The sequence below is a fragment of the Aliirhizobium wenxiniae genome, from assembly GCF_014201355.1.
GTDB lineage: Bacteria > Pseudomonadota > Alphaproteobacteria > Rhizobiales > Rhizobiaceae > Neorhizobium > Neorhizobium wenxiniae.
In genome coordinates this window covers 81594-106971 of sequence record NZ_JACHEG010000010.1, presented here as the reverse complement: position 1 = coordinate 106971, position 25378 = coordinate 81594, and the positions used below count along the sequence as shown (strand labels likewise).

The 25378-nt window shown below is 57.3% G+C and carries 24 protein-coding genes and 1 pseudogene; 15 read left to right on the top strand and 10 right to left on the bottom strand.

Features of this window, described 5'->3' with window-relative positions; all coding sequences use genetic code 11:
* Window positions 1-59: 59 nt before the first annotated feature.
* The 7 genes from HNQ72_RS26710 to HNQ72_RS26680 all read left to right on the top strand — a co-directional run bounded on the left by HNQ72_RS26710 (window position 60) and on the right by HNQ72_RS26680 (window position 5685).
* On the top strand, window positions 60-413 hold the full coding sequence (locus tag HNQ72_RS26710) for a helix-turn-helix domain-containing protein (protein WP_183997044.1): 354 nt from the start codon (window positions 60-62) through the stop codon (window positions 411-413).
* Window positions 410-1312, top strand: coding sequence for a helix-turn-helix domain-containing protein (locus HNQ72_RS26705; protein WP_183997043.1), 903 nt, complete (start codon window positions 410-412; stop codon window positions 1310-1312). Before HNQ72_RS26710 ends, HNQ72_RS26705 begins: the two co-directional genes overlap by 4 nt.
* A gap of 92 nt (window positions 1313-1404) precedes the next feature.
* The gene (locus HNQ72_RS26700) at window positions 1405-2214 is read left to right on the top strand and encodes an ABC transporter ATP-binding protein (protein WP_183997041.1); all 810 of its coding nucleotides are present in this window, start codon (window positions 1405-1407) and stop codon (window positions 2212-2214) included.
* On the top strand, window positions 2211-2885 hold the full coding sequence (locus HNQ72_RS26695) for an ABC transporter permease (protein ID WP_183997039.1): 675 nt from the start codon (window positions 2211-2213) through the stop codon (window positions 2883-2885). Before HNQ72_RS26700 ends, HNQ72_RS26695 begins: the two co-directional genes overlap by 4 nt.
* Window positions 2886-2898: 13 nt before the next feature.
* Window positions 2899-3663 carry an ABC transporter permease gene (locus HNQ72_RS26690; protein ID WP_183997037.1) on the top strand — a complete coding sequence of 255 codons (765 nt, stop codon included), beginning with the start codon at window positions 2899-2901 and terminating at the stop codon, window positions 3661-3663.
* Entirely contained in the window at window positions 3660-4820 is a 1161-nt protein-coding gene (locus HNQ72_RS26685) for an alanine racemase (RefSeq protein WP_244654574.1), read from the top strand. Before HNQ72_RS26690 ends, HNQ72_RS26685 begins: the two co-directional genes overlap by 4 nt.
* A 61-nt stretch (window positions 4821-4881) precedes the next feature.
* Window positions 4882-5685, top strand: a complete 804-nt coding sequence (locus HNQ72_RS26680) for a transporter substrate-binding domain-containing protein (RefSeq protein WP_373289508.1) — start codon at window positions 4882-4884, stop codon at window positions 5683-5685.
* A 284-nt stretch (window positions 5686-5969) separates the two neighbouring features.
* On the opposite strand, the pseudogene istB reads toward HNQ72_RS26680, so the two are convergent.
* The 3 genes and pseudogenes from istB to HNQ72_RS26665 all read right to left on the bottom strand — a co-directional run.
* A pseudogene (istB, locus tag HNQ72_RS26675) lies at window positions 5970-6623 on the bottom strand (IS21-like element helper ATPase IstB); the annotation flags it as partial.
* Window positions 6624-6945: 322 nt separating this feature from the next.
* Window positions 6946-7134: a hypothetical protein gene (locus tag HNQ72_RS26670; protein WP_183997035.1), complete on the bottom strand. Its 189-nt coding sequence runs from the start codon at window positions 7132-7134 to the stop codon at window positions 6946-6948.
* Between the two features lie 88 nt (window positions 7135-7222).
* Window positions 7223-7474 carry a DUF982 domain-containing protein gene (locus HNQ72_RS26665; protein WP_183997033.1) on the bottom strand — a complete coding sequence of 84 codons (252 nt, stop codon included), beginning with the start codon at window positions 7472-7474 and terminating at the stop codon, window positions 7223-7225.
* A 134-nt stretch (window positions 7475-7608) separates the two neighbouring features.
* On the opposite strand from HNQ72_RS26665, the gene HNQ72_RS26660 reads away from it, so the two are divergent.
* Window positions 7609-7950, top strand: coding sequence for a hypothetical protein (locus HNQ72_RS26660; RefSeq protein ID WP_183997031.1), 342 nt, complete (start codon window positions 7609-7611; stop codon window positions 7948-7950).
* A 1215-nt stretch (window positions 7951-9165) separates the two neighbouring features.
* Here HNQ72_RS26660 and HNQ72_RS26655 read toward each other — a convergent pair.
* Window positions 9166-11547, bottom strand: a complete 2382-nt coding sequence (locus HNQ72_RS26655) for a putative bifunctional diguanylate cyclase/phosphodiesterase (RefSeq protein WP_183997029.1) — start codon at window positions 11545-11547, stop codon at window positions 9166-9168.
* A 68-nt stretch (window positions 11548-11615) separates the two neighbouring features.
* Between HNQ72_RS26655 and HNQ72_RS26650 the strand changes: the two genes are divergently transcribed.
* The gene (locus tag HNQ72_RS26650; RefSeq protein WP_183997238.1) at window positions 11616-12407 is read left to right on the top strand and encodes a transporter substrate-binding domain-containing protein; all 792 of its coding nucleotides are present in this window, start codon (window positions 11616-11618) and stop codon (window positions 12405-12407) included.
* Between the two features lie 918 nt (window positions 12408-13325).
* Here the strand turns inward: HNQ72_RS26650 and HNQ72_RS26645 are convergent.
* From HNQ72_RS26645 to HNQ72_RS26625, 5 genes are all read right to left on the bottom strand, one after another.
* Window positions 13326-13874: a CBS domain-containing protein gene (locus tag HNQ72_RS26645; RefSeq protein WP_183997027.1), complete on the bottom strand. Its 549-nt coding sequence runs from the start codon at window positions 13872-13874 to the stop codon at window positions 13326-13328.
* Between the two features lie 82 nt (window positions 13875-13956).
* Window positions 13957-14253: a PRC-barrel domain-containing protein gene (locus HNQ72_RS26640; protein WP_183997025.1), complete on the bottom strand. Its 297-nt coding sequence runs from the start codon at window positions 14251-14253 to the stop codon at window positions 13957-13959.
* A 288-nt stretch (window positions 14254-14541) separates the two neighbouring features.
* Complete coding sequence (locus HNQ72_RS26635; protein ID WP_183997023.1) at window positions 14542-14862, bottom strand: hypothetical protein; 321 nt, start codon at window positions 14860-14862, stop codon at window positions 14542-14544.
* Between the two features lie 222 nt (window positions 14863-15084).
* Window positions 15085-16635, bottom strand: coding sequence for a PQQ-dependent sugar dehydrogenase (locus tag HNQ72_RS26630; protein ID WP_183997021.1), 1551 nt, complete (start codon window positions 16633-16635; stop codon window positions 15085-15087).
* 1 nt (window position 16636) lies between these two features.
* Complete coding sequence (locus HNQ72_RS26625; protein WP_183997019.1) at window positions 16637-17077, bottom strand: DUF2231 domain-containing protein; 441 nt, start codon at window positions 17075-17077, stop codon at window positions 16637-16639.
* A gap of 203 nt (window positions 17078-17280) precedes the next feature.
* On the opposite strand from HNQ72_RS26625, the gene coxB reads away from it, so the two are divergent.
* From coxB to HNQ72_RS26600, 5 genes are read left to right on the top strand one after another with little or no spacing between them, the layout of a single operon-like run.
* Complete coding sequence (gene coxB / locus HNQ72_RS26620; protein ID WP_183997017.1) at window positions 17281-18312, top strand: cytochrome c oxidase subunit II; 1032 nt, start codon at window positions 17281-17283, stop codon at window positions 18310-18312.
* Complete coding sequence (ctaD, locus tag HNQ72_RS26615; RefSeq protein WP_183997015.1) at window positions 18312-20825, top strand: cytochrome c oxidase subunit I; 2514 nt, start codon at window positions 18312-18314, stop codon at window positions 20823-20825. The genes coxB and ctaD overlap by 1 nt, the downstream gene beginning before the upstream one ends.
* Window positions 20822-21205, top strand: coding sequence for a hypothetical protein (locus tag HNQ72_RS26610; protein WP_183997013.1), 384 nt, complete (start codon window positions 20822-20824; stop codon window positions 21203-21205). The genes ctaD and HNQ72_RS26610 overlap by 4 nt, the downstream gene beginning before the upstream one ends.
* A complete protein-coding gene (locus HNQ72_RS26605) occupies window positions 21202-21843 on the top strand; it encodes a cytochrome c oxidase assembly protein (protein ID WP_210319728.1) in 642 nt (213 codons plus the stop codon). Before HNQ72_RS26610 ends, HNQ72_RS26605 begins: the two co-directional genes overlap by 4 nt.
* Window positions 21843-22895, top strand: coding sequence for a c-type cytochrome (locus tag HNQ72_RS26600; RefSeq protein ID WP_183997011.1), 1053 nt, complete (start codon window positions 21843-21845; stop codon window positions 22893-22895). Before HNQ72_RS26605 ends, HNQ72_RS26600 begins: the two co-directional genes overlap by 1 nt.
* 710 nt (window positions 22896-23605) lie before the next feature.
* Here HNQ72_RS26600 and HNQ72_RS26595 read toward each other — a convergent pair.
* A complete protein-coding gene (locus HNQ72_RS26595; protein WP_183997234.1) occupies window positions 23606-24364 on the bottom strand; it encodes an SDR family NAD(P)-dependent oxidoreductase in 759 nt (252 codons plus the stop codon).
* Between the two features lie 282 nt (window positions 24365-24646).
* Here HNQ72_RS26595 and HNQ72_RS26590 point away from each other — a divergent pair, with 282 nt between their 5' ends.
* Window positions 24647-25225: a L,D-transpeptidase gene (locus tag HNQ72_RS26590; RefSeq protein WP_244654577.1), complete on the top strand. Its 579-nt coding sequence runs from the start codon at window positions 24647-24649 to the stop codon at window positions 25223-25225.
* Window positions 25226-25378: the final 153 nt, after the last annotated feature.

The following is a 25378-nucleotide window of genomic DNA, read 5'->3' as shown; positions in this document are numbered from 1 at the left end:
CGCATCCAACGGATCGGCATGTCGGCAATCGGGTCGCCCGGTTGCGATCGCAAGTACGAATGACGCAGTCCGAACTTGCACTCAAAGTCGGCGTCAGCGTCCAGCAGATCCAGAAATACGAAAACGCCAAAAATCGGATCAGTGCATCGATGCTGCACCAGATCGCCTTATGCCTCGGCGTTCCGGTTGGCCGGTTGTTCGACGGACTTCCCGAAGCCGACATAGAAAGTGAGTTCGGTTCTCCTCACAAACAGGAACACCTCGCGTTCCTGTCGAGTGTTGAGGGACAGCGTCTGAATGATGTTCTCCTAGCACTCAGTCCACAATTGCGGCGTCGTATCGCAACGCTGGCCGAAACCATCGGCATCGAACTCTCCAGCGCACGTATCTCGAGCGAGGAGACGAAGGGATGAACACCAGTAGCCAGGATATGAAATCGGGGTTCAAGCAGGGGATGTGTCGAACCGTTACCCGCCGCTCCCGGACATGGCGAAATACTCGGGCCGATCTCGTTGAGCGAAGTGGGCTGAAGAAGGAGGAGACCTCCTTTAACTCAAAACGCCACCTTGTTCTTCTCAATTTGAAGGGAGCCTCGGAGGAGGGAGAATATTTCATCGACGGGAAGAATGCCGGTTTCGTGCCCAGAAAGCCCGGTGCACTGCTGTTCGTGCCGGCCGGCTGCCACTGGAGCGGTTGGGAGGTCGGTGCGGCGACGGCAGCTTATCTGTCGATCAGCGTCGATCCGGCTTTCGTATCACAGCTGATCTCGCAGTCGCCGACGCAGGTACTGCCATCGCTTGTTCCAGATCTCGGTTTCGAGGATCCGATCATCATGAATGCCGCTCGCGCGATCGGGACAGAAATCGATGACCGGAACCCGGCGGGTACTATGCTGATCGAAGGTTATGTTACGACGATATTCGCGCAACTGATGCGCAAACGGAGCTACACACAAACCCCCAAGAAAGGCGGCCTTGCGCCGGCACTGCTAAATCGCGTGATCGACAGGATCGAAAATCAACTCACGACGAACCTTTCTCTGACGGACCTCGCGAGCATGGCTGGGTTCAGCGTGCCGCATTTCTGTCGGGCGTTCAGGCAGTCGACGGGCTGCTCACCCTATGCGTTTCTCATTCGCCGTCGGATCGAACGGGCCAAGGATCATCTGCGTCAGACCGCGATGACGATCACCGAAATCGCCCTTTTCTCAGGGTTTTCTGATTCCAGCCACTTCTCCAACATTTTCCGGCGCGAAGTCGGAATGACCCCGCTCGCCTACAGGGCGAGCTGGCCCAGCAAGGCTAGCGAGTGATTTCCTGATCGGATCCCACAGCCTTATCAATTTGCAACTAGCACGCAGCCCTTGAGCCACGGCATCCTCGGGAAAACAGCCGAGGGGGCGAAATGATCAATCAACAGAGTGCCGGTGTATCTCACGCGGCCGCCGAGGACGTGCAACCAGCATTGCGTGTCATCGATCTCAAGAAACGGTTCGGCCCGGTCGAGGTTCTCAGAGGCGTATCTCTGACGGCCCGGCGCGGAGACGTTATTTCGATCCTGGGGAGCAGCGGATCAGGGAAAAGTACGTTCCTGCGTTGCCTGAACTTTCTGGAGGCGCCTAGCGGCGGCGAGGTTTGGGTGTCAGGTCAGCATGTGAGGATGCGGGAAGGGCTCGCCGGACAGAGGCAGATCAATGCGCTTCGTGCCCGGCTCGGCATGGTCTTCCAAACATTCAACCTCTGGTCCCACAAGACAGTTCTCGACAACATCATCGAAGGGCCTCTCCACGTTCTTGGCCTCTCCAGGGTTGAGGCGATCGAACGCGCAGAAGCGTTGTTAGACAAGGTCGGGCTGGCGGACAGGCGGAATGCCTTTCCGTCGCACCTCTCAGGTGGGCAACAGCAGCGGATCGCCATCGCCCGAACCCTGGCAATGGAGCCGGAGATCCTGTTGTTTGACGAGCCGACATCAGCGCTCGATCCCGAACTGGTGGGCGAGGTCCTCAAGGTCATCCGGGCGCTGGCCGAGGAAGGTCGGACAATGCTCGTTGTGACGCATGAACTCGGCTTTGCCAGACAGGTTTCTGACCGCATCATGTTTCTCCATAAGGGTCAGGTCGAAGAGGAAGGCAGCCCAGACACCCTCTTCGAAGACCCGTCCTCCTCGCGGTTGAGGAAGTTCCTGGCAGCCCATGTCGGAGCCTTGCGGTCATGATGAACATGCAAGGATTTGCCGACCAGATTGCGATCGGCGCGCTTACGACATTGCAAACTGCGGGTGCAAGCCTCGTCCTCGGCATTGGGCTCGGTCTGTGTGGGGCTGCTGCGAAACGCGCAAGCTCGCGCGCGATAAGATCATTTGCCGGCGCCTACACGACGATCGTGCGTGGTGTTCCGGAACTTCTCATCATCCTGATCCTGTATTTCGGAGGGACAGCCGCACTTTCGGCTCTGTTCGGTCACTATGTCGAGGTCGATGCGTTTTCAGCAGGTGTTTTTGCCCTGACGATCGTGTTCGGTGCTTATGCGACCGAAGTGTTCAGGGCGGCCATTCAGTCGATCCCGGCTGGACAAATCGAGGCCGCCCGGGCTCTCGGATTGTCGAGAATATCAATCTGGCTTCTCATCATTCTGCCGCAGATGTGGCGCTACGCGCTGCCCGGCCTGGGAAATCTCTGGCTGACCCTTCTAAAGGACACGGCGCTCATCTCGGTTGTCGGACTGGACGACCTGATGCGCAAGGCAAGCCTCGCAGCCGGGGTAACCCACGACCCGCTGACATTCTATTCGGCCGCGGCGTTCGTCTACCTGCTATTCACCTCAATATCGCTCGTTGCGCTCGCAGCCCTCGAGAGACGGTCGTATCGCGGCCTTCGCACCGCGTGATCGGAGAATAATCATGAACCTGTCACTCATCCTCGACGTATTGCCGCTGCTCGCAGATGGCATGATCCTCACGGCAAAACTGACTACGGTCTCGATCATCCTTGGCGCTTTCATTGCATTGCCACTATCCCTGATGCGCACGTCGTCGACCGTTTTCCTATTCGTTCCCGTCCTCGTCTACACGTTCGTGTTTCGCGGCACACCGCTGCTCGTCCAGCTGTTCCTCGTTTATTACGGAGCAGGCCAGATCGACTGGATAAGGTCGAGTGCCGCCTGGGTAATCCTGAGGGAGCCATTCTGGTGTGCGCTGATCGCGTTCTCGCTCAATCATGCGGCCTATACGACCGAGATTCTGCGAGGAGGCATAAGGGCGGTTCCGTTCGGCGACGTCGAGGCGGCCAAAGCGCTTGGAATGTCCTATGCGCTGCGAACGCGGCGAGTGGTCCTGCCGGCCGCGATCAGGCTCGCCTTGCCTGCATATGCCAACGAAGTCGTGCTGATGTTGAAGGCAAGTTCGCTTGCAAGCACGATCACATTGATGGAATTGACCGGCAGCGCACGGAAGATCGTCGCACAGACATTCTCTCCCTATGAAGTCTTCATTTCTGCCGCGCTTATCTATCTCGGGATCACGCTAGTGATCTCACATGTCTTTGCAAAATTCGAGCGTCATCTCGCGAAACATCAGCAGCGTAATTCTCAAACTGGCAATTCCCGGCTTGCCGAAATGACCGCAACGATACGCCGCCCGCGCTTGCCAGGGAGTGTGTCGCGATGACGACGATTGCGAATTCACGACCGCTCCTCGATCAGACAGGTATGTGCGACGATGCTACCTTGAGAGGAAGTTGCTACGAGATTGATCTGGAGGCAATACGGCATAATTACCGCCAGCTCCGAGCACAACTTGGCGGACACGTAAAAGTCTATGCCTGTCTGAAACGGAATGGATACGGCTGTGGGGCAGGACCGGTCGCCGCTGCACTCGCGAGCGAAGGTGCTTATGGCTTTGCCGTCGCGTCGCTCATGGATGCGATTGCGATCCGACGCGAAGGTGTTTCACATCCACTTCTGCTTTATCCGGGCCCAGGCATAGCTGCAGCCCGAACGATTGAAGCGCTTGGTCTGACGGTCAGCATTTCTAGCATTGACGAATTGCGACAATGGCGATCGGTCATCGGATCGCTAAGTGTATTCATCAAGGTCGACTTGGGTTTCTTCCGAGCCGGAGCGACGCCGTTGTCCGTTTGCGATTTACTTGCAGCGGCAGAGGATGATCAGCGCGTTCGCGTCGAGGGAATTTATGCCCATATGAGTGAACTTCCACCAGCAGGATCACAAATGGCTCAGGCACAATACGGCAGGATGCGTGCAGTCGTCATGCATGCTGAACGCCTTGGCCTTCGCCCGCCATTGGTCATGATGTCGAGCACGAACGGCGTGTTGAACCATCCCGAAATGGATTTCGACGCGGTCGATCCCGGGGCTTTGTTCTTTGGCGTCGCGGAAGGGTCGTTGGGGTCCCGCTCCATGCCACTGCAACCTGCGCTGAAGACTGTTCGCACGCGGCTGGTATCGGTCAAGCGTGTGGATCGATCGCTTGGAACCGTTCCCGAGATTGCCGGGTTGCGTCGAGGAATGCTGCTTGGCGTTATTGGGATGGGATGGGGAGATGGCCTGCCCAGGCAACTTCCGCCGAACGTCACCGCGCTCGTGAGAGGACGACGTGCGCGACTTCTACCACCCAGCCATCTCGAACACATCCGGATCGACTTGAGCGATGTCCCTGACGCCCGCTTTGGCGATGAAGTCGTGCTGCTCGGCAAGCAGGCGCATCAGACGATCACCCATGAAGAGATCGCATCCCAATGGGGAACGGACGTCGTCGGGCTCTACGGCCTGCTTCGGGATCACATCCCGAAGATCTATCTCTAAGGAAACCAGCAAGAAGGGGAATATCATGAGAATACACATTATCGTAATTTTGCTGTCTCTGATGCCATCGGTTGCGTGGCAAGCGAATGCGCAGCAGGAAAGGCATATAAGGATTGCGACCGAGGGCGCTTTCCCGCCCTGGAACGCGGTCGATAAATCCGGCGAGCCGATCGGCTTCGATATCGATGTAGGCAGAGCGCTTTGCGAGCGTGCCAGGCTCAGTTGCGACTTCGTAACTCAGGCCTGGGATGGCATTATTCCGGCACTTACAGTGGGGAAGTTCGATGCGATCATGGCCGGCATGTCGATCACAGAAAAGCGCAGACAGGTCATTGCGTTTTCGCGACCCTATGCCCTGACATCCAACTATTTCGTCGTTGCTCGATCCAGCAATATCGCATCACTCGGGTCGGATACGAAGGTCGATCTTTCCGCAAAGACAGAAGAGAACAGTGCGTTGTTGCAGAAACTAAAAACAAATCTGCAGGGCAAGGTGATCGGCGTGCAGGGCTCGACCAACGCCGAGGCATTCGTCCAGAAGTATTTCGGCGACGGCGTCGATATCCGGGTCTACGACAAGCAGGATAATTTGAACCTGGATCTCGTAGCAGGCCGTATAGATGCCGGACTGGCCGACTTTTCTGTTTGGAAGAGCTTTCTCGATACTGCGGATGGTGCGGCGGTAGAGCTTTATGGACCTCGTTTGTCAGGCGGCCTCTTTGGCCCGGGTATTGGCATCGGTTTGCGAAAAACCGACGAGGAGCTTGCCGCTAGATTTAATGATGCACTTGAAGCCATCTCCCTCGACGGAACATTAAAAAAGCTCAGTGTTCAATGGTTTGGAACAGATCTCGTAGCGGAGTAACTTGGGAACGTCGCTTTCAACGGTCAATAGGTGCTCCCAAGCTGATCCGAGGACATTGCAACTCACAGACGCTCCGCCCTTGGCGGAGCTTTTTGACGTTGTTTTCTGGCGCCAACATTCGCAAATCGGAGTGAATAAACGGCGCAGCATCGATGTACGCGCGGAAATCCAGACATGGATGTTTACGCCTGTGGGCTCGATCTGTAGCAGTGTGTTGGTTTCCACGCGGAACTGAGCCCTTTTTTCCACCGAGAAGTGAGCCGCCTCTGAGTATGGTTTTTTGATCAGGTTTTGGTCAAGGGATTGGCCTTTTCTCCTCTCCTCTGAGCTGCGGCGGCCGAGCTGGCCTTGAAGCGGAAGCTGTCGTTTCCTGTTACCAGGATATGGCACCGATGGGGCAGGCGGTCGAGCAAAGCCGTGGTCATCTTGGCATCACCAAAGACGGTTGCCCATTCGATGAAGCTGAGGTTGGTCGTGATAATGACGCTAGTGCGCTCGTAGAGCTTGCTTAGCAGGTGGAAGAGCAGCGCTCCCCCTGAGGCACTGAACGGAAGGTATCCTAATTCATCGAGGATCAGGAGATCGAGGCGAACCAGGGTCTCAGCGATCTGTCCTGTCTTGCATTTGGCCTTCTCCTGTTCGAACGCATCGACCAATTCGATGGTCGAGAAGAAGCGGACCTTCCGGCGGTGATGCTCGATCGCCTGGACCCCTAGGGCAGTCGCGACATGTGTTTTTCCTGTGCCCGGCCCATCGACGAGCACGATATTGTGCGCCCCGTTCATGAACTCGCATTGGTGCAGTTGGTGCACCGTCGCTTCATTGATTTCGCTGGCGGCGAAGTCGAACCCGGAGATGTCCTTATAGGCCGGGAAGCGAGCAGCCTTCATGTGATAGGCGATCGAGCGAACCTCACGTTCGGCCATCTCGGCTTTGACCGTACGAAAGCGGCACTTATCTGCTTAGAAAGCACTCTGGTGAATCCGAGGGGCATGCACGGTTCACCTGCCCTAGTGCCCGCCCTATTTTTTCGACGCGCGCTGGTCGACACCGTTATGCGCTTCACGCGTCAGCCATTCATGGGTCGGCTCTTCAGGTGGTACCTGTGGAGATGGTGCCTGGCTTCGCCGCCACCGGCTGTAAATCGCGATCGCGGTAGCAGCCAAGGCGCAGAGCAAAATGGCCGCAAGGATACTCATGGGTAAATATGTCGACATGGAACCTCTTTAGTTTCTGAACTGAAAACAACGGAGAAAGGGATCAGAACGGGCGCTTCCCCTTGGCAGCTTCGCGCTTCAGCCATTCGGCGGTCGGTTTGTCTGGGTCGACCTGGCTAGGGTTACGGTCCTTCAGCTTTCCGCGTCGCAGGATGATGAAGGTGAAAACACCGATAACGACGATCAGAAAGACCGCGAGCGCAATCATCGGCGCAAAAGTCATGGTGGTCATTGGGCTATCCTCATTTTTTATCCAAACGGCCGCACCGGAGCGATGTTCCGACAGAGACGCTGGTCATGAGATCTGCAATCCGGCCACGCTAGCCCGCTAGTTTCAACGCGTCGGGGTGACGAGCCGGATCGGCAGACTGGACAGCAACCTCGAACATTTCGCGCGCTTCATCAGGGGTAGCTCGACCGTCAAGCGCCTTGAGGATGCAAAGATCGGCAGCGGCATAATCTAGGTTCTTTGCATAAGGCCAATTGGCGTGAAGGAAACGCTGCGCCTCCATTGGACCGAAAATTAATCTCTGGCCGGCGACTACTGGTTTATCCCAAAAGACTTTCTGCATGGCATGCTCCTTCACCCAATGTGTCAGACGTTAGTCCGACGTCAAATAACCCGGTCGCTGGGTGGAGGTTCCCGAAAACTAACACTAAACCACAGGCAGTCCGGTGACGGGTCGGTTGGCAAAAGAAAAGAAGGGTGACCGGCAACGAGGCTTGGCAGGACATCTGCACCAGGCACGCGAAGCGCGACACGTTCAGTCGCGCGCTGGCTGCGACGCCAGATCGGCATGTTAGTGTACCGGCCGAGGCGGTTGCAGCAATGAGCCTTCGCCAACTAGGTGAAGTTTATGGATATGAGGCCGTCATAAAAAAACGCGAGGAGGCGACTCGTGGTTGCGACAACAATAACTTCGATGAAGCTACAAAGTTGGCGGCGTACGCAGCTGAGGCTTCGGGGAATTTTCTTGCAACCGGTGCCCCTATGGGATCGAAGGAGGCGCGCACTATGCGCGATCCCCATGTCAACCCTGCACACTGAAGTTGGACTGGACGCCCCGTTGCGCTTTACCTTTTTGCAGCCTCTGAATGCGGGCTTAACTTTTACCGCAATCCGAAGAAGCTAAGGATTGCGAGTACGATGACGACGGCTCCAACGAGCCAAACGATGTTGTTCATAATCATTTCCTCTGAAATGTGAGTGGCTAACGGAAGCGAGAATGCGAGAGCGGGGCTTCGGTTCCATCGTCACCAACAACCTGTCATCTCAAGCCGCACAGCGGATCATACCTCTATGCTTTCGATTGCGCCGGTTGGTGTACCGTTGCGATGGCGAGCATATGCTTAACGCCACGAATAACGTGACGGCGCTGCTGACGAGCGGCCGCTGGAGGCATCTGATAGCAGGAGCGGCCTTGGATGCATAGGGCGCGGATATCCAAGGACGGACGTCAAAGGGCAGAAAAGACGCCTCGCTTTGGCGGGTGCACTGCTGCATCCCTCACCCAGAGGCGCTGGCATTTTGCGGGTGCCTGCACCGCTTCAGTTGATGCAGCAACATGTCAATTGCCTAGAGAAACGGTAGTTGGAGAGAGACTAGCCTCCATCGCACCCAGACCATCGATATAGTCGCCATGCTTTCGAAGAAAAGAGTACGAGACCGTACAGACGAATAGCCCCTCGGGTGGTTCCGAAGGTCGAGGAAGGACTGCAAGTCAACGGCGCCCCAAATACGCCTTACAGTTATGACGCCACGAAGAGTTGCATTTATCTATAATCGCTACGGTACAGACTCCGTGACCCGCCGGCCGGATAATTGCATCTTACGGTCGTGTCGTGCTACCCGCTGGCTGGTTTGACTGAGAAGGACCGCCTGTGCCGCCGTCTGGATGCGGGGCCCGATCACTTGGCGCCGAGACAGCAGGCCCCGTACTGGGCGCCGCCGGCTGTGTTGATGAATTGGTTTGGGCGGGCGGGATTGCAGTGTTTTCCGCCGGAGCGTCGGTCGACTCCCCCCAAATTTCCGCTCCGAGCCACGCTATCCCAGCTTAGCGCCAGGCCAGCGATGAGAACAATCAGGATGGGACGACCTGTTCTGCCCTGTCGCGCTTCTGTGCCAGTCTCGACAACTTTACGGTTCGCCATCTTGTTCTCCCGCGTTGAAGATAAGAAACGTATTGTTGGTATTTCGTTCCAAGGCTGCAGCCTTCGCCCTAATTTCTGTCAAACAGGCGTGAAGGCGACCTCGGGCGATACTCTAGAACTCGTGGGTCGGTCGAGAAACCTGTGTTTCGTGTTCGTGTGCCTTGAGCTCTTCTGCGATAACCGGTCGCGAAAACAGAAACCCCTGGAGATCGTTACACCCGATAGCAACCAGGAAATCCCTTTGGCCCTTTGTCTCGACGCCCTCAGCGGTGGTTTCAATTCCGAGATTGCGTGCAAGGCTCGTGACGGCCGCGGCAACTGCAGCCCCATTGCTCTGTGTATCGAGCAACCGCACGAAAGAACGGTCGATCTTAATGCGGTCTATGCCGAAATGGATGAGATGGCTTAGCGATGAATAGCCTGTTCCAAAGTCATCAAGCGCTATCTTTACGCCTTCGCCCCGAAGCTGACTTAAGGTTTCTTTCGCCTGTTCTGGATTATCCACGAGCGCTGTTTCAGTCAGCTCAAGTTCCAGGCAGGAGGGCGCAAATTCGGCTCTCCTCAGTATAGCCAGGACGCTGTCGGCAAAGCGAGAGTTCCTCAGCTGCCTTGGCGATACATTCACGGCGATAGTTTTATTCGGCAGGCGGGACCGTCCAATCAGACAAGCCTGCTTCAGGATGAATTCTCCTAGCTCATCGATTAGCCCTGTACTCTCTGCGAGCGGTATGAACCTGTCTGGCGACAGGAGCCCAAGCCGAGGGTGGCGCCAGCGAACAAGCGCTTCGGCACCAGATACCTTGCTCTCGTCTCCGGCCCGATGGATGGTCTGAAAATGTACTTCGAGGGCAGGGCGGGATGATGCGCCCATGTCGCTGTTTCGAAGCGACGCAGCCCCGATCCTAGAAAGTTCCGTCCGCAGCTCGTCAACCAGGCGCTCCCGCTCACGCTGCGCGGTTTCGATCTCAGCGTGATAGACCACGAGGCACCCGCGTCCTTTGGCCTTCGCCTGATAAAGCGCGACATCTGCACGGCGAAGCAGTTCTTCTGGCGGGCAGTGGCGACCTGTACTTGAAGCGATCCCGATCGAGCAGCCTATGTAAGCCGTAATCTCGCTTTGGCGCAGGGAGAAAGGTCGACGGATCTCCGAAATGATTTTCTCGAAGACGTCGGCGTGGAAAGCGATGTCCTGTTGTTGCAGCATAAGGAGTACAGCGAATTCGTCGCCGCCGAGGCGGGCGAGTGTGCCACGTCCATGGAGCACCTCATTCATGCGCGCAGCGGCCTCGATGATCAACTCGTCGCCAACAGCATGACCAAAGGAATCGTTGACGGCCTTGAAACGGTCGAGATCGATGAACCCCACAACAATGCCGATGTCCGAGGAGGTGGATGCGGAGCACTCGTCAAGCCTTCGGGCGAATAGATCGCGGTTGGGAAGACGGGTCAACACGTCCAGGAGAGCAAGTTCCTTGGCGTGTTGCTCGCTGCGACGCAGCTCTTTCCAGCTTCGATTAAGGCGTCGTACCAGTAGCCAGAACAAACCGCCGATCACCGCGATGGCGGCACATAGATAAGGCGTGAGCTTCTCTATGACCCGGGAACCCGGCAGGTCCGGTGTCCAGATGATCACGCCGATGGGGTCTCCTGTGGCACTCGCTTCTACCTGAAATGCGACCTCCCCATCTGTTGCATCCAGGGTGCGGGCATATCGCGCGCCCTTCAAGCCCATCTCGCGACTGAGCTCGTCAAGTACGATACCGTCCAGGAAACGGAATGCGATGAGAAAATACTGGGCTTGTGGCTCTATCGTTCCATCGGGGCCGCTGAAATTGACGGGCGATATGCTCGTGATCGAAGCTCGGCCCTCGAGGCGCAAGATCTCGGCACGAGAAGCGACGGGTGAACCGTTGTCCTGTCTACCCGCTGTTGTTCGAAGACGGTCGTCCCGAACTCTCTCGAAGAAGTCTGCGAGAAGAGGCCTCACCCACTGATACCGCCGTGCGATCGCAGCGTCTCCATCAAGGATCAGGTCGCCCTGTCGATCAACAAGAAGCATTTGCTCCATGCCGAACACCGCGGTGATAGTTTCGCCAAATCTTCTCACCTCACCATAGTCTGAACTCTTGCTGCCGGGAACACTGCCTGGAAGAAGTGAAGCGTAGCCATTGGCAATCACTGCCACATCCGCAGCCACCTGATTGACCTGATCGGCGAGCTTGGTCGTGACCAGTTCCTTCTGGCGTTCCAGCGCTGCCAGATCGCTCTCGACCCCGGCCCAGAGCGTTGCCACCACTGCAAGCAAGGCCGCAGCGATGCCGATAGCAATGATGGGTACGAAGATCAGTCTAGAATTTTTGCGGCGAGAAAAGCTCTTCGACACCACACCAGATAGATGCTCAAGCAATTCTGCCCACGGGTTTTGAGTGGCAGAATTCAGCAAAAAGATTTCGAAACACTTATAAATGCAGTCGGAATTTAAGCGATCGCTCAACAGCTCATATTAATCTGTACGTGTCACAAAGAATGGCGCACAACAGGGGATGCGGAATGTTCAAGAACATGGGCGGCAGGACCACAAACCTACTCTCAAGAATTGTAGTCGGATTAGGCATATCCGGCACTGCAGTGCCGGCGGCATCCGAGGCGCAGGAGACCATAACCAAGGTCGCCATCGAAGGCATCTTTCCACCGTTCAACTATCTCGACTCTAATAACAAACTTCAGGGATTTGACGTCGAGATCGCGAAAGCGCTCTGCAGTGTAGCAGGGCTGAAATGCGAATTTGTCGTCCAGGATTGGGATGGCATGATCCCTAACCTTCTCGCAAAAAAATACGACACGATCATTTCCTCGATGTCGATGAGTGCGGAGCGCAAGAAAAACGTCAAGTTCACAAACCCGTATTATGATAGCCCGTCAGTATTTATTGTTCAGAAATCGTCCCCGCTCAAACGCATGCAGCCCAGCGATCTCGCCGGCAAAAAGCTCGGCGTGACGTTGTCGACCTCCCAGGCAAGCTACGCCAACGATCATTACAATGGCGTGGAACGCGTCGTCTATCCTTCGTCGCCTGACCTCTACAAAGCGCTCGAGGCTAAGGAAGTCGACGTCATTTTGGAGGACAAGCTGGCGGTCTACGATTGGCTGACGAATACCAAAGCAGGTGGCTGCTGCGAATTCCGCGGTGAAGACGTCAAGGACCCGAATTATTTTGGAGAAGGCGCCGGCATCGCTGTGCGCCCGGATGATGCCGATCTTCTACGCCGTCTCAATCAGGCGCTTGGGACAATTGAGGCTGACGGGACATATGACAGGATCAACGCGAAGTATTTTCCGTTCAGCATCCGTTAGCGATAAGCTAGGGTGGAGACGGGTTGCGGATCGTTCCCTGGATGACATTGGCTGCCCGTCGGGGGCAGTCGTAAGAGAGGCAGCTACCTAATCTCCCAATCCAAAAGCGAAAAAGGATTTTGGGAAGCTGTGATTTCGTTTGGTCCTCAGATCAGGCTAGGTGGAGATCGCTGTAAAGCCAGAGCACGATCCCCACCGAAGTCGTAGGTGCCTACCTCGCGACTACAGCATATGAGCATGATCCGGTTTGGTCAGGAAGATACCAAATTGACCCGTACGATATCGTACCGAGCGAAGGCGACTGTCCATCATCAAGAAAGAACAGTCGCCAGTTTGAAAGCCTACGGGGTAAGCGCTCCAACATCAATCTCTCGAACGATTCTACGCTGCAATTAACGCGATGGTTGGTGGAGGCGAACAACCTACTTCTAAGAAGCTCAAACCTCCACCTGTCGAGCGTCTTCCCTCACTCGACACGGGCGAAGTAGTGCCTCAGCGTCAGACAGCAACTGTGCGAAACCGTACGGAGAAGATTGGTGGAGGTTACTGCTACTGCGCTACAAAAACAGGGATAACCTCCACTCTGGGTGCCCGCCGTGCGGCGGCGTGGCGGAGCACAGTGAGGAGGTGCTCACGCTCTGAAGAATAGAGCAAGTAATAGTAGATCGCATAGGCAGCGCCCAGATGTTGAAACGCTCATAGCACCAATTGGTGCAATGATCTACGCCTCTCAAGCCGACCATTGCCACCATGCCTATCGCGGGTCGCCGGTTCGATTCCCGTTCACATCAAGAACTTGCTATTGTTGTTACAGAGGTCCTTGTTGCTGCCTTATGTCCGTGAAAAGTCGCGTTCCCTGTAAGTTGTTTCTGGCAGACTTTCGACAACGCATCTGGATCGCCCTTCGCTGCAGATCGTCTAGACCGCGCGTATGACGTGAACGATATTGTCGTGGACGATCACACTGGCTTCGTTCGGTCCATATCCAAGGTCTGCACGGAGGCGTGCCTTCACCGCGATTTCCATCTCTTCATCCCTCATCCTCGCACGGCGAGGTGGAGCGATTGTCGCCGCACGCAGCAGGTCACGCCGGCTGTCTATGCCGAGCAAGGCACCATCTTGGACGACGGGAACGCGCTTTACGTGGTACAGGAGAAAGATCTCACCGATTGTCGTGACGGACATTGCGGAGAGACCGCGACCACTTTTTGTCATCACATCGCCGACCCTCCAATTATGGCCCTTGATGAACTTTTTGAGTGGCTCCTCATCCTTCAGAGGGGGCTCAGGGATATGCAGCAGTACGGGGCCGATCTCCTCCCGTGTCATGAGGTCGCCTTTGGTCACCATGCCAACAAGTGCACCTTCGCTATCGATGACAGGCAGTCCGTTCACCCCTCGCGCGAGCATGATCTCGATTGCGTGGCGAACACTGGCGTCGATGCTGACGGAAAGCGAAGGCGGCAAGACAGATCAGAGCTAAATATTGCAATTCAGAGGGAGCGTGAAAAAGCCCGGCTTTGGAGCCGGGCCTGCATGTGGGTATCAGTCAGTGATGATGCTCTGGCATTTCTTTCAGCTGATCCTTCGTCCATGCAGTCACCGCATGAACTTCACCATCCTCGTCGCGCATGAACTGAAGGTCCGTTAGCGGAACAGCAACAGGTTTTGCGCCGATCCCAAGAAACCCGCCGACATCAATGACTGCAGAACTGCCGGGACCCGTCCCATGGATGTGATCTACCTTTCCGACCTTATGGTCGTCCGCGCCATATATGGTTGCACCTTCGAGAACAGCTGGTGTCAGTTCCGCGGGGTTCAGGCGAACGTGATTGGTGTGGTCCATGTCGTCTCCTCCGTGCGTTTTGTTTGCAGAGGATGAACCACGAATTCGCTGGTTTGTTCCTGGAGTTTTTCGATGGTCGATTACAAAAAAAACGTTGAATCAAATCAGATCATGCCGCAATTAATCCAGCCCACAGTGTCCGGGCACGGCTTCACGCAACGTCGGTACTGTGTCGTTTCCTTTTCGAAAAAGATTGAGTATTGCGGCGGCTAGCTCTGCCTCCAACCTATCTTTTTACACATTTGTACGTTCTGTCCGTTCATTGTAAACAGCGGCGACGCTTGTCCGTTATGGTTTAGTGGTATTCCCTGAGGGTGCATGGCTTTGCGACGATCCGCCAGTGCCGCTTTCGGCATGCGGCGCCCGATCGACCGAAGTGGCCGTCGTCGTGGGCTCGCTCGGGCTTGCTGCGGATTTTGGAGTGTTGTCACCGGCGGGCGGTGTAGCAGTCTGTTCGGCGGGAGCATCGGTCGCCTCACCCCAGAACTCAGCACCAACCCAAGCGACCGCTGCGAGGCAAAGGCCAGCACACAGCACGATCAGTACTGGCTTTCCTGTCTTTCCCTGACGGGCATCCGTCGCATTTTCAACAAGCTTCCGATCAGTCATTTTATGTCCTCCCATTGAGGAGGAGTAACCTAGTGGATTGGCAAATGTTCCCCTCTCGTCTGCGGGCGGCTCCTATGGAGCGGTGTCCGCCGGGCGCCGATCATAGCCTGCAATGGGGCTTCAACGGTTCGACATTACCGACCCGACGCCAGAGCGAAGATCCGCGTGGGAGACACTGAACTCTAAGTACAAGCGGCAACAAGTCCCACATTTGATCGGTTCCTATGGCCCTGTTGCAGGTGCGATCTGCATCTGGGCGGGGCGCAGTTTTTCAGGTGCGCTAGAAATTGCCTCCTGTCCCGTCAGTCGCTCCTGCGATGTTTGCGGCGTGCCTGTATCGGATGCGATCGCGGAAGCCGTATCGGCAATGCGACCGGTCCTCAAATTTGTGGAGCCTTGAACGTTCGTAGGGACACCGTCAGTCCCTCTCGTCTGCGGAATGACGGTGCCGTCCGAAGACGCGACACGCCAGACCGTATTGCCTGCGTCATCGGCCACGAGCAGTGCGCCGGTGCCATCGATACCAAGGCCGACGGGACGACCGCGAGCCTCCTCACCACTGATGAAGCCGGTTACGACGTCCTGTGTCTTGGCTGATGGCTTGCCGTTCTCGAAGGGAATATAGACGACCTTGTAGCCGTTGAAGCTATTGCGGTTCCAACTGCCACGGTTGCCGACAAATGCTCCGTTCGCATAGACTTGCGGCATGGCCGAGCCTTCGGTGAAGGCCATGCCCAGTGCCGCGACATGGCTCGAAAGCGCATAGTCAGGCTTGATTGCCTTTTCGACCATGTCCGGACGCGGGGGGTAAACGCGCGGATCGACGTGATCGCCATAGTAGCTCCACGGCCAGCCATAAAAGCCGCCATCCTCAACCGATGTCATATAGTCCGGCACAAGGTTGGGGCCGAGCTCGTCGCGCTCGTTGACCACCGTCCAGAGTTCGCCGGTCTGCGGATGGAATGTCAGCCCGTTCGGATTGCGCAGGCCGGACGCGAAGACGCGTGCGGCACCCGTCTGTCGGTCGATCTGCCAGATGGCGGCCCGGCCTTTTTCCGCCTCAAGCCCGTTCTCGGCGGCGTTCGAGTTCGAACCCACGGAAACATAGAGCATGCGCCCGTCCGGACTGAGCGCCATATCCTTCGTCCAGTGATGGTTCAACGGACCACCGGGAAGCGGCGTAAGGGTCCGCGGCGCCTCGCTGACCTGATTCTGGCCGAGTTCGTAAGGATAGGCGAGAACGGCACTGGCAGACGCTACATAGAGCGTGTTGTCGGCCCAAGCGAGGCCAAAGGGAGAATCGAGGCCGGTCAGAAGATCATGACGTTCATCTACCTCTCCATCGCGATTGGTGTCGCGCAGCAGAGTGATGAGATTAGTTTCCTTCTGCTCGCCGCCACCGCCGGAAGCCATCGCCATGATCCAGCCGCGGATGAAGTCCTTCGGACGACTGAGCGGCTTTCCCTCTGGTGCCTTTGACTGCACCACCAGCACATCGCCATTCGGGAGCGTGTGGACCGTGCGTGGGTTGGCGAGGTCGTTGGCGTAAGCGGTCACCTTGAGGCCCTCCGGCACGGACGGCGTCTCGCCATCCTTCCAGCCAACCACCTTTGCCACCTTGAGATCCGGTAGCAACTCCTGCTGCGGTTCCGGCAGGACCGGGTCAGGACCGATCTGCTGGAAGGTATCGAACGCTGCAGTCTGCGCCATCGCAGTGCCCGCGAGGCTAACCGTCAGGGCAAGGGCGGAAACGCCAGGAAAGAACGATTTCATCTCAGACCCTCCAGGCCAGTCTTGCGTATTTTCTTGCCGACGTGATGGCCGCGAGGACGGCAAGCACGAATGTTGCGGCCGAGATCGCCAGACCGAACGGAATGACTGCCGTCCACCCGTCACGGGCATGAAGGAGGCTGTTGACGAAGGCGAGCAACAGGATCGCGATATAAAGGAGGATGGCCATGAAACCGGGGCGAAGGGGCCGCGTTCGCCGCCGGAGAACATCAATCATACCCGCCAGCAGGCCGATCGCTCCAAACATCAGACCGGCAAACAGCAGCCATGAGGCAAAGGCCAACCAGATCAGGTTACCGCCGCTTTGCCAGTAAGCGATGTCTGCTGCCAGCGTGAGCGTGAAGCAGACAAGGGGGAAAGGGACGAAGAGCGACTGCAAAGGGTATGCGGCGGAATCGCGGTTTGGAGAGGAAAGGACGGCCATCTGTCACTCCGGGGCACAGGAAGCTTGTGCAAATCAACCGCATCAGAGCGCGAATTGTTCCCGCCGGCAGTCGCGTCTGGACAGCATAGGCTCCAAAGCACAGGCCCCTATGAACAGGCGACATGAAAATGACAGTCACTTGGAACAATGACGTTGCGCCACCGTTTCGCCACGAGTGTTCAGATGCAGAGGGGCAGTTCTGAATGACAGATGGCTGGGTGGCAGGCCTACTCCAATCGAGACGGTCGCAAAGGCATTTGTCGCGGCTCTGTCCCGGTTTCATCGCACTCCTCGTCCTTCCGCTCACATCCTGCTCCGGTACTCACTCCGCACTCGACCCCGCCGGCCCGGAGGCTGCAAACGTCGCGCAGCTTTTCTTCGTCATGCTGGCCGGCGGCGTAGTCATCTGGGTCGGACTTGTCGCCGCCCTGATCTACTCTGCCCGAAAAAAGCGGGAGCACAGCGAGGAGAGCGCCGGCCGTGTCATCCTTTGGGGTGGGGCAGTTATCCCAACGATCATCCTCTGCGCGCTCCTCTCCTATGGCATGTGGCTCATGCCGGCGATCCGACCTTGGGTGCCCGACGATCAGCAGGTGCGCCGTATAGAAGTAACCGGCGAACAGTTTTGGTGGCGGGTGCGCTATCTGGATGAGGCTGGCGAGACGATGTTCGAGACAGCCAACGAGGTGCGCATCCCCGTCGGCGAACCGGCACATTTCTCTCTCAAGGCGGCAGATGTCATCCATTCCTTTTGGGTGCCGTCGCTCGGCGGCAAGATGGACATGATCCCCGGCCGCACCAATCCGCTGACGCTGACGGCCGACAGGGAAGGTACCTACCGAGGCGTATGCGCCGAATTCTGCGGCGAATCCCATGCGCTGATGGCTTTTACGGTGCGCGCGGTGGCGCCCGATGAGCATGAGGCCTGGCTAGCCGAGCGCCGGGTATCCGGTTCGCAGGATGCCGAAGGGCTTGCCATCTTCCTCAACAATGGCTGCGGCGCCTGTCATGCCATTTCCGGCACGCCCGCCAATGGTCGCATCGGCCCTGATCTGACGGCCTTTGGCGAGCGCACGACGCTTGCCGCCGCAACACTACGCCACACCGCCGAGGACATCGCTCGTTTCGTCGCCTATCCGGGCGTGATCAAGCCGGGTGTGAAGATGCCGCATTTCGGCATGCTTCCCGAGGACGACATCAAGACAATTGCGGCCTTCCTGAAGGAGCTCAAATAATGGCGGAGCTCGGCAATTTTTCGCCCGAGGAGCGGGTGGCGCAGGAGGAGCGGCTGCGCAGGGTGTGGAAGACACCGGGCGGCTGGCGGTACTGGACCTCGGTCAACAATAGCGAGATCGGCCTCTGGTACGGCGTCACCGCCTTCGCCTTCATGCTGTTTGCCGGACTGCTCGGACTGCTGATGCGCGCCCAGCTCGCGGTGCCGAACAACGATCTCATCTCCGCCGATCTCTTCAACCAGGCCTTTACCCTGCATGGCACGGTGATGATGTTCCTCTTCGCGGTACCGATCTTCGAGGCAATCGCGATCTTCCTCCTGCCCTCCATGCTGGGCGCACGCGAATTGCCGTTCCCGCGTCTTTCTGCCTTCGGCTATTGGAGCTTTCTGCTCGGCGGTATCTTTGTCTGCGGCTCGATCTTCTTCAATGCGGCACCCAACGCCGGCTGGTTCATGTATCCCCCGCTCGCGACCGACAAGGAATATGCCGGCATCGGCGCCGATATTTGGTTACTCGGCCTGTCCTTTATTGAAGTTGCCTCTATCGCCGCTGCCGTCGAGATCATCGTCGGCATCATGAAGTGCCGCGCGCCGGGCATGCGCATCAATATGATGCCGATGTTCGCTTGGTATCTACTGATCGTCGCTGGCATGATCCTCTTCGCCTTTCCACCGCTGATCGCAGGAGACATCCTGTTCGAAATGGAGCGGATGTTCGACTGGCCTTTCTTCGACGTCTCGCGCGGCGGGGATCCACTCTTATGGCAGCATCTGTTCTGGATCTTCGGCCACCCGGAAGTCTACATCATCTTTCTTCCAGCCATCGCGCTGATGGCGATGATCGTGCCGACATTTTCGCAGCGGCCGATCGTCGGCTATTCGTGGATCGTGCTGGCGGCGGTCGGCACAGGCTTTCTCAGTTTCGGCCTGTGGGTGCACCACATGTTCACCACCGGCCTGCCGCAGATATCGCTTGCCTTCTTTTCCGCCGCATCGGAGGCCGTGGCGATCCCCACAGGCGTCCAAATCTTCGTCTTCATCGCCACCATGCTGGCCGGCCGCGTGATCTTTTCCGTGCCGATGCTGTTCGGGGCAGGGGGCCTTGCGATCTTCACCATCGGCGGCCTGACTGGTGTGATGGTGGCGCTCGTACCTTTCGATTGGCAGGCGCATGATACGTATTTCATCGTTGCGCATCTGCACTACGTGATCATCGGCGGCATGTTCTTCCCGATCGTCGCCGGCATCTACTATTATTTCCCCTTCGTCACGGGCAAGAAGCTTTCCGATGCCTGGGGCAAGGTGGCCTTCTGGCTGATGTTCGTCGGCTTCAATGTCGGCTTCTTCCCGATGCATTTTTCCGGGTTACGCGGCATGCCGCGCCGCGTCTTCACCTATCCGGAAGAGTTCGGCTGGGACCTGTTCAACATGATCTCGACGATCGGCGCCTTTGTCTTTGCCGCCGGGGTCATGACCTTCGTGATCGATATCTTCCGACCGAAGCCCAAACCCGTGGAACGAAATCTCAACCCCTGGAATGCCGGCACACTGGAATGGACCAACGATCCTGATGAAAGCTGGGGCATGCGTTCGGTGCCAATCATCACCAGTCGCTATCCGCTCTGGGAGCAGCCGAACCTGCAGGCCGATATCGAGGCGGGGCGCTACTATCTCCCCGACGCGAAGTCGGGCCAGCGCGAGACGCTTGTGACCTCCGTACTTGATGCCGAGCCGATCCAGTGCCTGCGCGTTGGTGGTGTCTCCCTAGTGCCGATGGTTTCCGCCCTGGCGCTCGGCGGCGTCTTCATCGCGCTGACTTTTCACTGGTGGATTCCGACCCTCATCTGCGCCGTCATAACCTTCATTTCCATCATGGTCTGGCTCTGGACGGGGACGGCGCAGATCCCGGAAGCGGAAGAGGTCGATGTCGGGCTTGGACAAAAACTGCCGGTCTATGTGTCTGGCCCGGCCTCTGTTGGCTGGTGGGCGATGTTCATCACCATGGTCGGCGACGGCACGGCCTTTGCCAGCCTGATCTTCGGCTATTTCTTCTACTGGACGGTGCATGACGATTTCACATCCGGTGCAGCAGGCCCGGGCGTAATTTGGCCGATAGCGGCGCTCGTCCTCTTCGTCGTCGCATGGCTCCTGACCATCGCGGCACGAGAACTGAACGAGAAGGGACCTGCTGGCTGCCGCATAGCGCTCGTCGCCGGCATGCTCGTCACCATCGCAGCCTGTCTCGCAGGGCTTGCCGGTCCTTTTTTTCACGGCATGGACCCGACCTCCAACGTCTATCCCGCCACGGTCTGGATCATAGCCATCTGGACTGTCGTCCATGGTGCTGTCGGGGTGATCATGCAGGCCTATTGCCTTGTCGGCAGCCTTACCGGTCGCGTCACCGTGGCCTATGACCAGGATATCCGCAATGTGACGCTCTACTGGCATTTCGTGGCCTTTACCGCCGTCATCACCTTCGCGGTGCTGGGCCTCTTTCCAATGGTGAACGTATGAAGAGCGTCATCCCGCGCGAAGTGGAAAGCCTCTGGACCCTATTCACCGCCCCGACCATCTGGGCGGTGCATTTCATTGGCTGTTATGCGACCGTCGCCATCTACTGCGCCAAGGCTGCATCTCTCGATTTCGGCTTCGATACAGTGCGGCTTCTTCTGGCAGGCTTTACTGTGTTCGCATTGGCCGTCATCGTGCTTTCCGCCTGGCTCGCCTGGCGACAATGGGGTTTTGGCGTGCATGACCCGCCGCATGATGAGCCGACGAGGAAAGGCCGCACCTTGTTTCAGGGATATGCGACGCTGCTTCTTTCGGGGCTCAGCTTTGTCGCTGTCGTCTACGCCGCCATTCCGCTGATCCTCATCGCGGAGTGCCAACGATGAAACGCGCCTCGCTTTTTGCCGGTGTGGTTTTATTGGGCGCGCTTTGGGGCCTTCTGCTTCCCTTCGCCGACCGGGCCTCGTTCACCATCCACATGATCGCCCATATGGGTGTCGTTGCCGGCGCAGCACCGCTCATCGCCATCGGCCTCTCGGGAACGCGCATAGATCTCCCGGCACGCTGGCCGTGGTTTTCGCCGATCGTTGCCTCGATCGTGGAACTCGTTGCTGTCTGGCTCTGGCACACTCCTGTCCTTCGGGCGTTGTCGGAAAGCTCTCCGCTCGTCGCCGCACTTGAGCAGGCCACCTTTCTCGCTGCGGGCTTGGCGCTGTGGCTCTCCTGCCTCGGCGGGCTGGAAGCGGGCAGGGACGGCCGGCGCATGGCAGGCGCCGCCGGCCTGCTCTTCACCTCCATGCATATGACTCTGCTCGGCGCATTGCTGGCTCTGTCGCCGCGAGCACTTTACGGCGATAGCGAGGTAAGTTGTCTCGGCGTCCCGCTTGGCCCGGTCGTCGATCAGCAGGCCGGTGGCGTCATCATGTTGCTGGTTGGAGCAGCTGTCTATCTCGCGGGGGGCGTCTCACTTCTGGCCACGACACTCAATTCCGGCATTCCCCGAGCATTGCGCAGGAGAGGCTGATGATCATTCGCTGGAAACATCTGATCGTGCTTGTAGTGCTCGCACCTCTCCTCGGGCTGGCAGTCGGTTGGTCGGGGCTGATGAGTGTGCGCGCCTCTACTGGACACTGGGCGGTCACTGACTGGTTCCTGCATTGGGTGATGCGCAACTCTGTCTCGGCCAGAGCGGTCGCAACCGGCGACGTGCCGCCGCTCAACGATCCTGGGCTGGTCCCGGGTGCGGCCGGCCATTTCGAAACCGGCTGTGCAGTCTGTCACGGTTCGCCGGCTCAACCGCGGCCGGATTCAGTGCTCGCCATGTTGCCCCCGCCGCCGGACCTGAAGGTCGTGGTGCCTGAATGGACGGATGCCGAACTGTTCGAGATCGTCAAGCACGGTGTCCGTTTCACTGGCATGCCGGCATGGCCCGTCCAGTCGCGCGACGATGAGGTATGGTCGATGGTGGCTTTTCTCCGAAAGCTGCCGGATATGGATGCACAGGCCTATATCCGGGCATCCGGCCTGCACGGCCTCGGTCATGCTGGCGAGGTCTCGCCTTTGCCGATCACCTGCGAAAGCTGTCATGCCGAAGCAAAGTTGAATGATGGCAGCGACATCCCGCGGCTTGCGGGGCAGTCCGAGGCCTATCTGCTGAATTCTCTCAAGGCCTATGCCGAAAAGACGCGTCCAAGTGGTATCATGCAGGTGGCGGTCGGTGCATTGTCCGTTGAGGGACTGCCAAAACTGGCTGCCTATTATGCCAACCAGACTCCGGCGGCTCGTGCAGGTGCTGTTCATGATCCAATTTTGATCGAGAAGGGTAGGATACTCGCGGAGCAGGGCCGTCGTGCCGACAAGATCCCGGCGTGCCTGAGTTGCCACGATAAAGCAGATGCCAATCCGGCCTACCCAAAACTATCCGGTCAAAACTCAGCTTATCTGCAAAATCAGTTGGCGCTATTTCAATCCGGTGGGCGCGGTGGCTCTGAATACCACCATCTGATGAGCGGGGCTGCCAAGGAACTCACGGCCGATGATATTTCAGCTGTAGCAGCATACTTCAGCGCCAGATAATGCGACGGGCATGTAAACTAGATTTGAGATGGATAACGGTTGATCAAGATGTACCTGTTGCCGTTTCGATCGCGATGGTAGCAACGCCCCGGCTGATCTGCGACGTTGCCAATCAACGCGCCGGATACGCCGCCGTGCAGCATGGCTTTTGTTTCCGTTTACCTCTGAGCCTACGCACGGTCGAGAACCTGCTGGCTGCCCGCGGGATAATGCCTCACATCAGACCGTCCCGCTGTGGCGCCCAGCTGAGCAGGACGGCTGCCTGTTGGACGTTCTCCTGCAAAGCCGCCGAAGCCAAAGGAGAACCAATATGGATGTTGCACGTTACGATCCCTTCGATCGGTTCCCCCGCGTGACGCTGGCCGAACCGAAGGTTCGGAAACCTCTGAAGCAACGCCAGATTTAGTCGCCGCATTGTCCCTCATCTGGCTTTCAACTGAAAAGGATAGTGCGTTTGCGAGCGACTGGTCACTTCAGTCCCATTCATTCAACCAGGTATTCTAGGTCACTCCGAGAAACGCGCGCTCAATTTTTATCAAGAGCTACCTCAGCCAGTGTACCGGAACCTACTCCTCCGCTAAGTCTGAACTGCTGCTCATCCGCTCGGTAAACGTAGCTGGGTCGGCTTTCAGTCGCCAGACGAGGGATCGGTGCGAGGAGCCTCCGTCGTAGCCTTGCGCTGCTGATTATTCGTCAGGCTCACACCTTGGTCAATGAGCGCTGTACGCGCCATCGACAAGATGACAGCTTCCGGTAATGAAGCTTGCTTGATCTGACAACAGGAAGCAAACGAGGGCGGCTACCTCATCCGGTGTTCCGCTGCGGCCCATGGGCTGTAATGCCTCCATACGCCGGTTATTGGAAAAATTCTTGTAAGCGGCCTCGAGGAGCGGTGTCGCAATCCAACCTGGACAAACGGCATTGACGCGAATGCCGCGCCTCGCATATTCGATCGCCGCAACCTTGGTCAGCCCGATAACTCCGTGCTTGCTTGCGGTATATGCCGCAGTTGCTGGCAGTGCTACCGAGCCAAGCACGGAAGCGACATTGACAATCGCTCCTTGGCCGAACTTAAGCATCGCAGCAATTTCGTATTTCATGCAATAGAAAACGGCGTTGAGATTGACATCCATCACCCGATGCCACTCATCGAGCGAATAGCCAGCGGTATCGACCTGACCGCCATAGCTGCCGGCATTGTTGATTGCCAGATGAAGACCGCCAAACCTCACGGTAACATCATTAATCATGGCCTCGACAGCTTCCGGGTTCGTAACATCGACAGCCATGTCGTGGGCGAGATGTCCGCAAGCGGAAATTTCAGACGCAATCCTGCGCGCCGCGTCATCATTCACATCCGCTACGATGATTTCAGCGCCTTCCTCTGCCAGACGCCGGCATATGGCCGCACCGATGCCAGAACCGCCGCCGGTCACGATCGCGATCTTCCCCCGCATATCAGCTTTCACCAGATCGTCCCCCAAGTTAAAACACGATCCGAAGCAGGATGTTTGGGTAGATAACTCTTTGTCGACGCCTGAAGCAGTCTCGTGCCCTGCTTACGGAATCACGGTTTACTTTCCATAGCGTACCGGTAAGGTTGCAGAGACGGAAGAAAAAGCAATCACTAACTTTGCTTGTCGGTTTGATGGCAAAAGCTTTGCTGTAATAGAATGGAGGTCCCGAGACCCGACCTTACAAAAGACTGGCATCGCATCGAGACAGATTTTCAACGAACGCGATAGGTAGGCATGAGCACGATCCTCATGACGCGCCGAAGCTTTATGCTCTTCAGTTTGAGCGCTTCGGCATCCGGTTGTACTTCAATGGCTTGGTCGCCGTTCGCCGTTACGAGTTATCGGCTGCCTGCCGAATACCGACGTCGACGCGTTCCATATGATGGCGGCGAGGCGCCTGGCACGATCATCGTCGACACGGCCGAGCGGTACCTTTATCACGTCGAATATGGCGGTCGGGCAACGCGATATGGTGTGGCCGTCGGAGAGGCCGGCCTCTCGCTGAAGGGGCGAGCGACAGTGGGTCGAAAGGCGGAGTGGCCGTCGTGGACACCGACTGCCAGCATGATCCAGCGCAAGCCGCGTCTGGAGCAATATGCGGGAGGCGTTGAGGGCGGCCTTCATAACCCGCTTGGAGCCGCTGCACTTTATCTCTATCGGGACGGCGAGGACACGATGTACCGTCTTCATGGCACAAACGAACCCTGGTCGATAGGACATGCGGTTTCGAATGGCTGCGTGCGGCTGACCAACAACGACATCGTCCATCTATACTCACTGACACCTCTCGGGACGCAGGTTTTGATTTACTGATGACGCCGATTTGCAAGGACTGCACCAGGTTGGTTTCACATAGCGCACTGACCGAAATGAGAACACCGTTCAACGAATGAAAAGGTTGTGTGACATTTATATGCTATTCGTGGTAGTTTTTTACGGTTATGAAATAAAGCGTTGCCTGAAGGA

Excerpts from the sequence above, each read along its gene's own strand:
- HNQ72_RS26635 (WP_183997023.1), bottom strand. The coding sequence starts at position 14,862 with ATGACTGATCGGAAGCTTGTTGAAAATGCGACGGATGCCCGTCAGGGA.
- HNQ72_RS26680 (WP_373289508.1), top strand. The coding sequence starts at position 4,882 with ATGCCATCGGTTGCGTGGCAAGCGAATGCGCAGCAGGAAAGGCATATA.
- HNQ72_RS26600 (WP_183997011.1), top strand. The coding sequence starts at position 21,843 with ATGATCATTCGCTGGAAACATCTGATCGTGCTTGTAGTGCTCGCACCT.
- HNQ72_RS26685 (WP_244654574.1), top strand. The coding sequence starts at position 3,660 with ATGACGACGATTGCGAATTCACGACCGCTCCTCGATCAGACAGGTATG.
- HNQ72_RS26630 (WP_183997021.1), bottom strand. The coding sequence starts at position 16,635 with ATGAAATCGTTCTTTCCTGGCGTTTCCGCCCTTGCCCTGACGGTTAGC.
- HNQ72_RS26690 (WP_183997037.1), top strand. The coding sequence starts at position 2,899 with ATGAACCTGTCACTCATCCTCGACGTATTGCCGCTGCTCGCAGATGGC.
- HNQ72_RS26665 (WP_183997033.1), bottom strand. The coding sequence starts at position 7,474 with ATGCAGAAAGTCTTTTGGGATAAACCAGTAGTCGCCGGCCAGAGATTA.
- HNQ72_RS26700 (WP_183997041.1), top strand. The coding sequence starts at position 1,405 with ATGATCAATCAACAGAGTGCCGGTGTATCTCACGCGGCCGCCGAGGAC.
- HNQ72_RS26605 (WP_210319728.1), top strand. The coding sequence starts at position 21,202 with ATGAAACGCGCCTCGCTTTTTGCCGGTGTGGTTTTATTGGGCGCGCTT.
- HNQ72_RS26710 (WP_183997044.1), top strand. The coding sequence starts at position 60 with ATGACGCAGTCCGAACTTGCACTCAAAGTCGGCGTCAGCGTCCAGCAG.
- HNQ72_RS26705 (WP_183997043.1), top strand. The coding sequence starts at position 410 with ATGAACACCAGTAGCCAGGATATGAAATCGGGGTTCAAGCAGGGGATG.
- HNQ72_RS26695 (WP_183997039.1), top strand. The coding sequence starts at position 2,211 with ATGATGAACATGCAAGGATTTGCCGACCAGATTGCGATCGGCGCGCTT.
- HNQ72_RS26625 (WP_183997019.1), bottom strand. The coding sequence starts at position 17,077 with ATGGCCGTCCTTTCCTCTCCAAACCGCGATTCCGCCGCATACCCTTTG.
- HNQ72_RS26610 (WP_183997013.1), top strand. The coding sequence starts at position 20,822 with ATGAAGAGCGTCATCCCGCGCGAAGTGGAAAGCCTCTGGACCCTATTC.
- coxB (WP_183997017.1), top strand. The coding sequence starts at position 17,281 with ATGACAGATGGCTGGGTGGCAGGCCTACTCCAATCGAGACGGTCGCAA.
- HNQ72_RS26650 (WP_183997238.1), top strand. The coding sequence starts at position 11,616 with ATGGGCGGCAGGACCACAAACCTACTCTCAAGAATTGTAGTCGGATTA.
- HNQ72_RS26640 (WP_183997025.1), bottom strand. The coding sequence starts at position 14,253 with ATGGACCACACCAATCACGTTCGCCTGAACCCCGCGGAACTGACACCA.
- HNQ72_RS26590 (WP_244654577.1), top strand. The coding sequence starts at position 24,647 with ATGAGCACGATCCTCATGACGCGCCGAAGCTTTATGCTCTTCAGTTTG.
- HNQ72_RS26670 (WP_183997035.1), bottom strand. The coding sequence starts at position 7,134 with ATGACCACCATGACTTTTGCGCCGATGATTGCGCTCGCGGTCTTTCTG.
- ctaD (WP_183997015.1), top strand. The coding sequence starts at position 18,312 with ATGGCGGAGCTCGGCAATTTTTCGCCCGAGGAGCGGGTGGCGCAGGAG.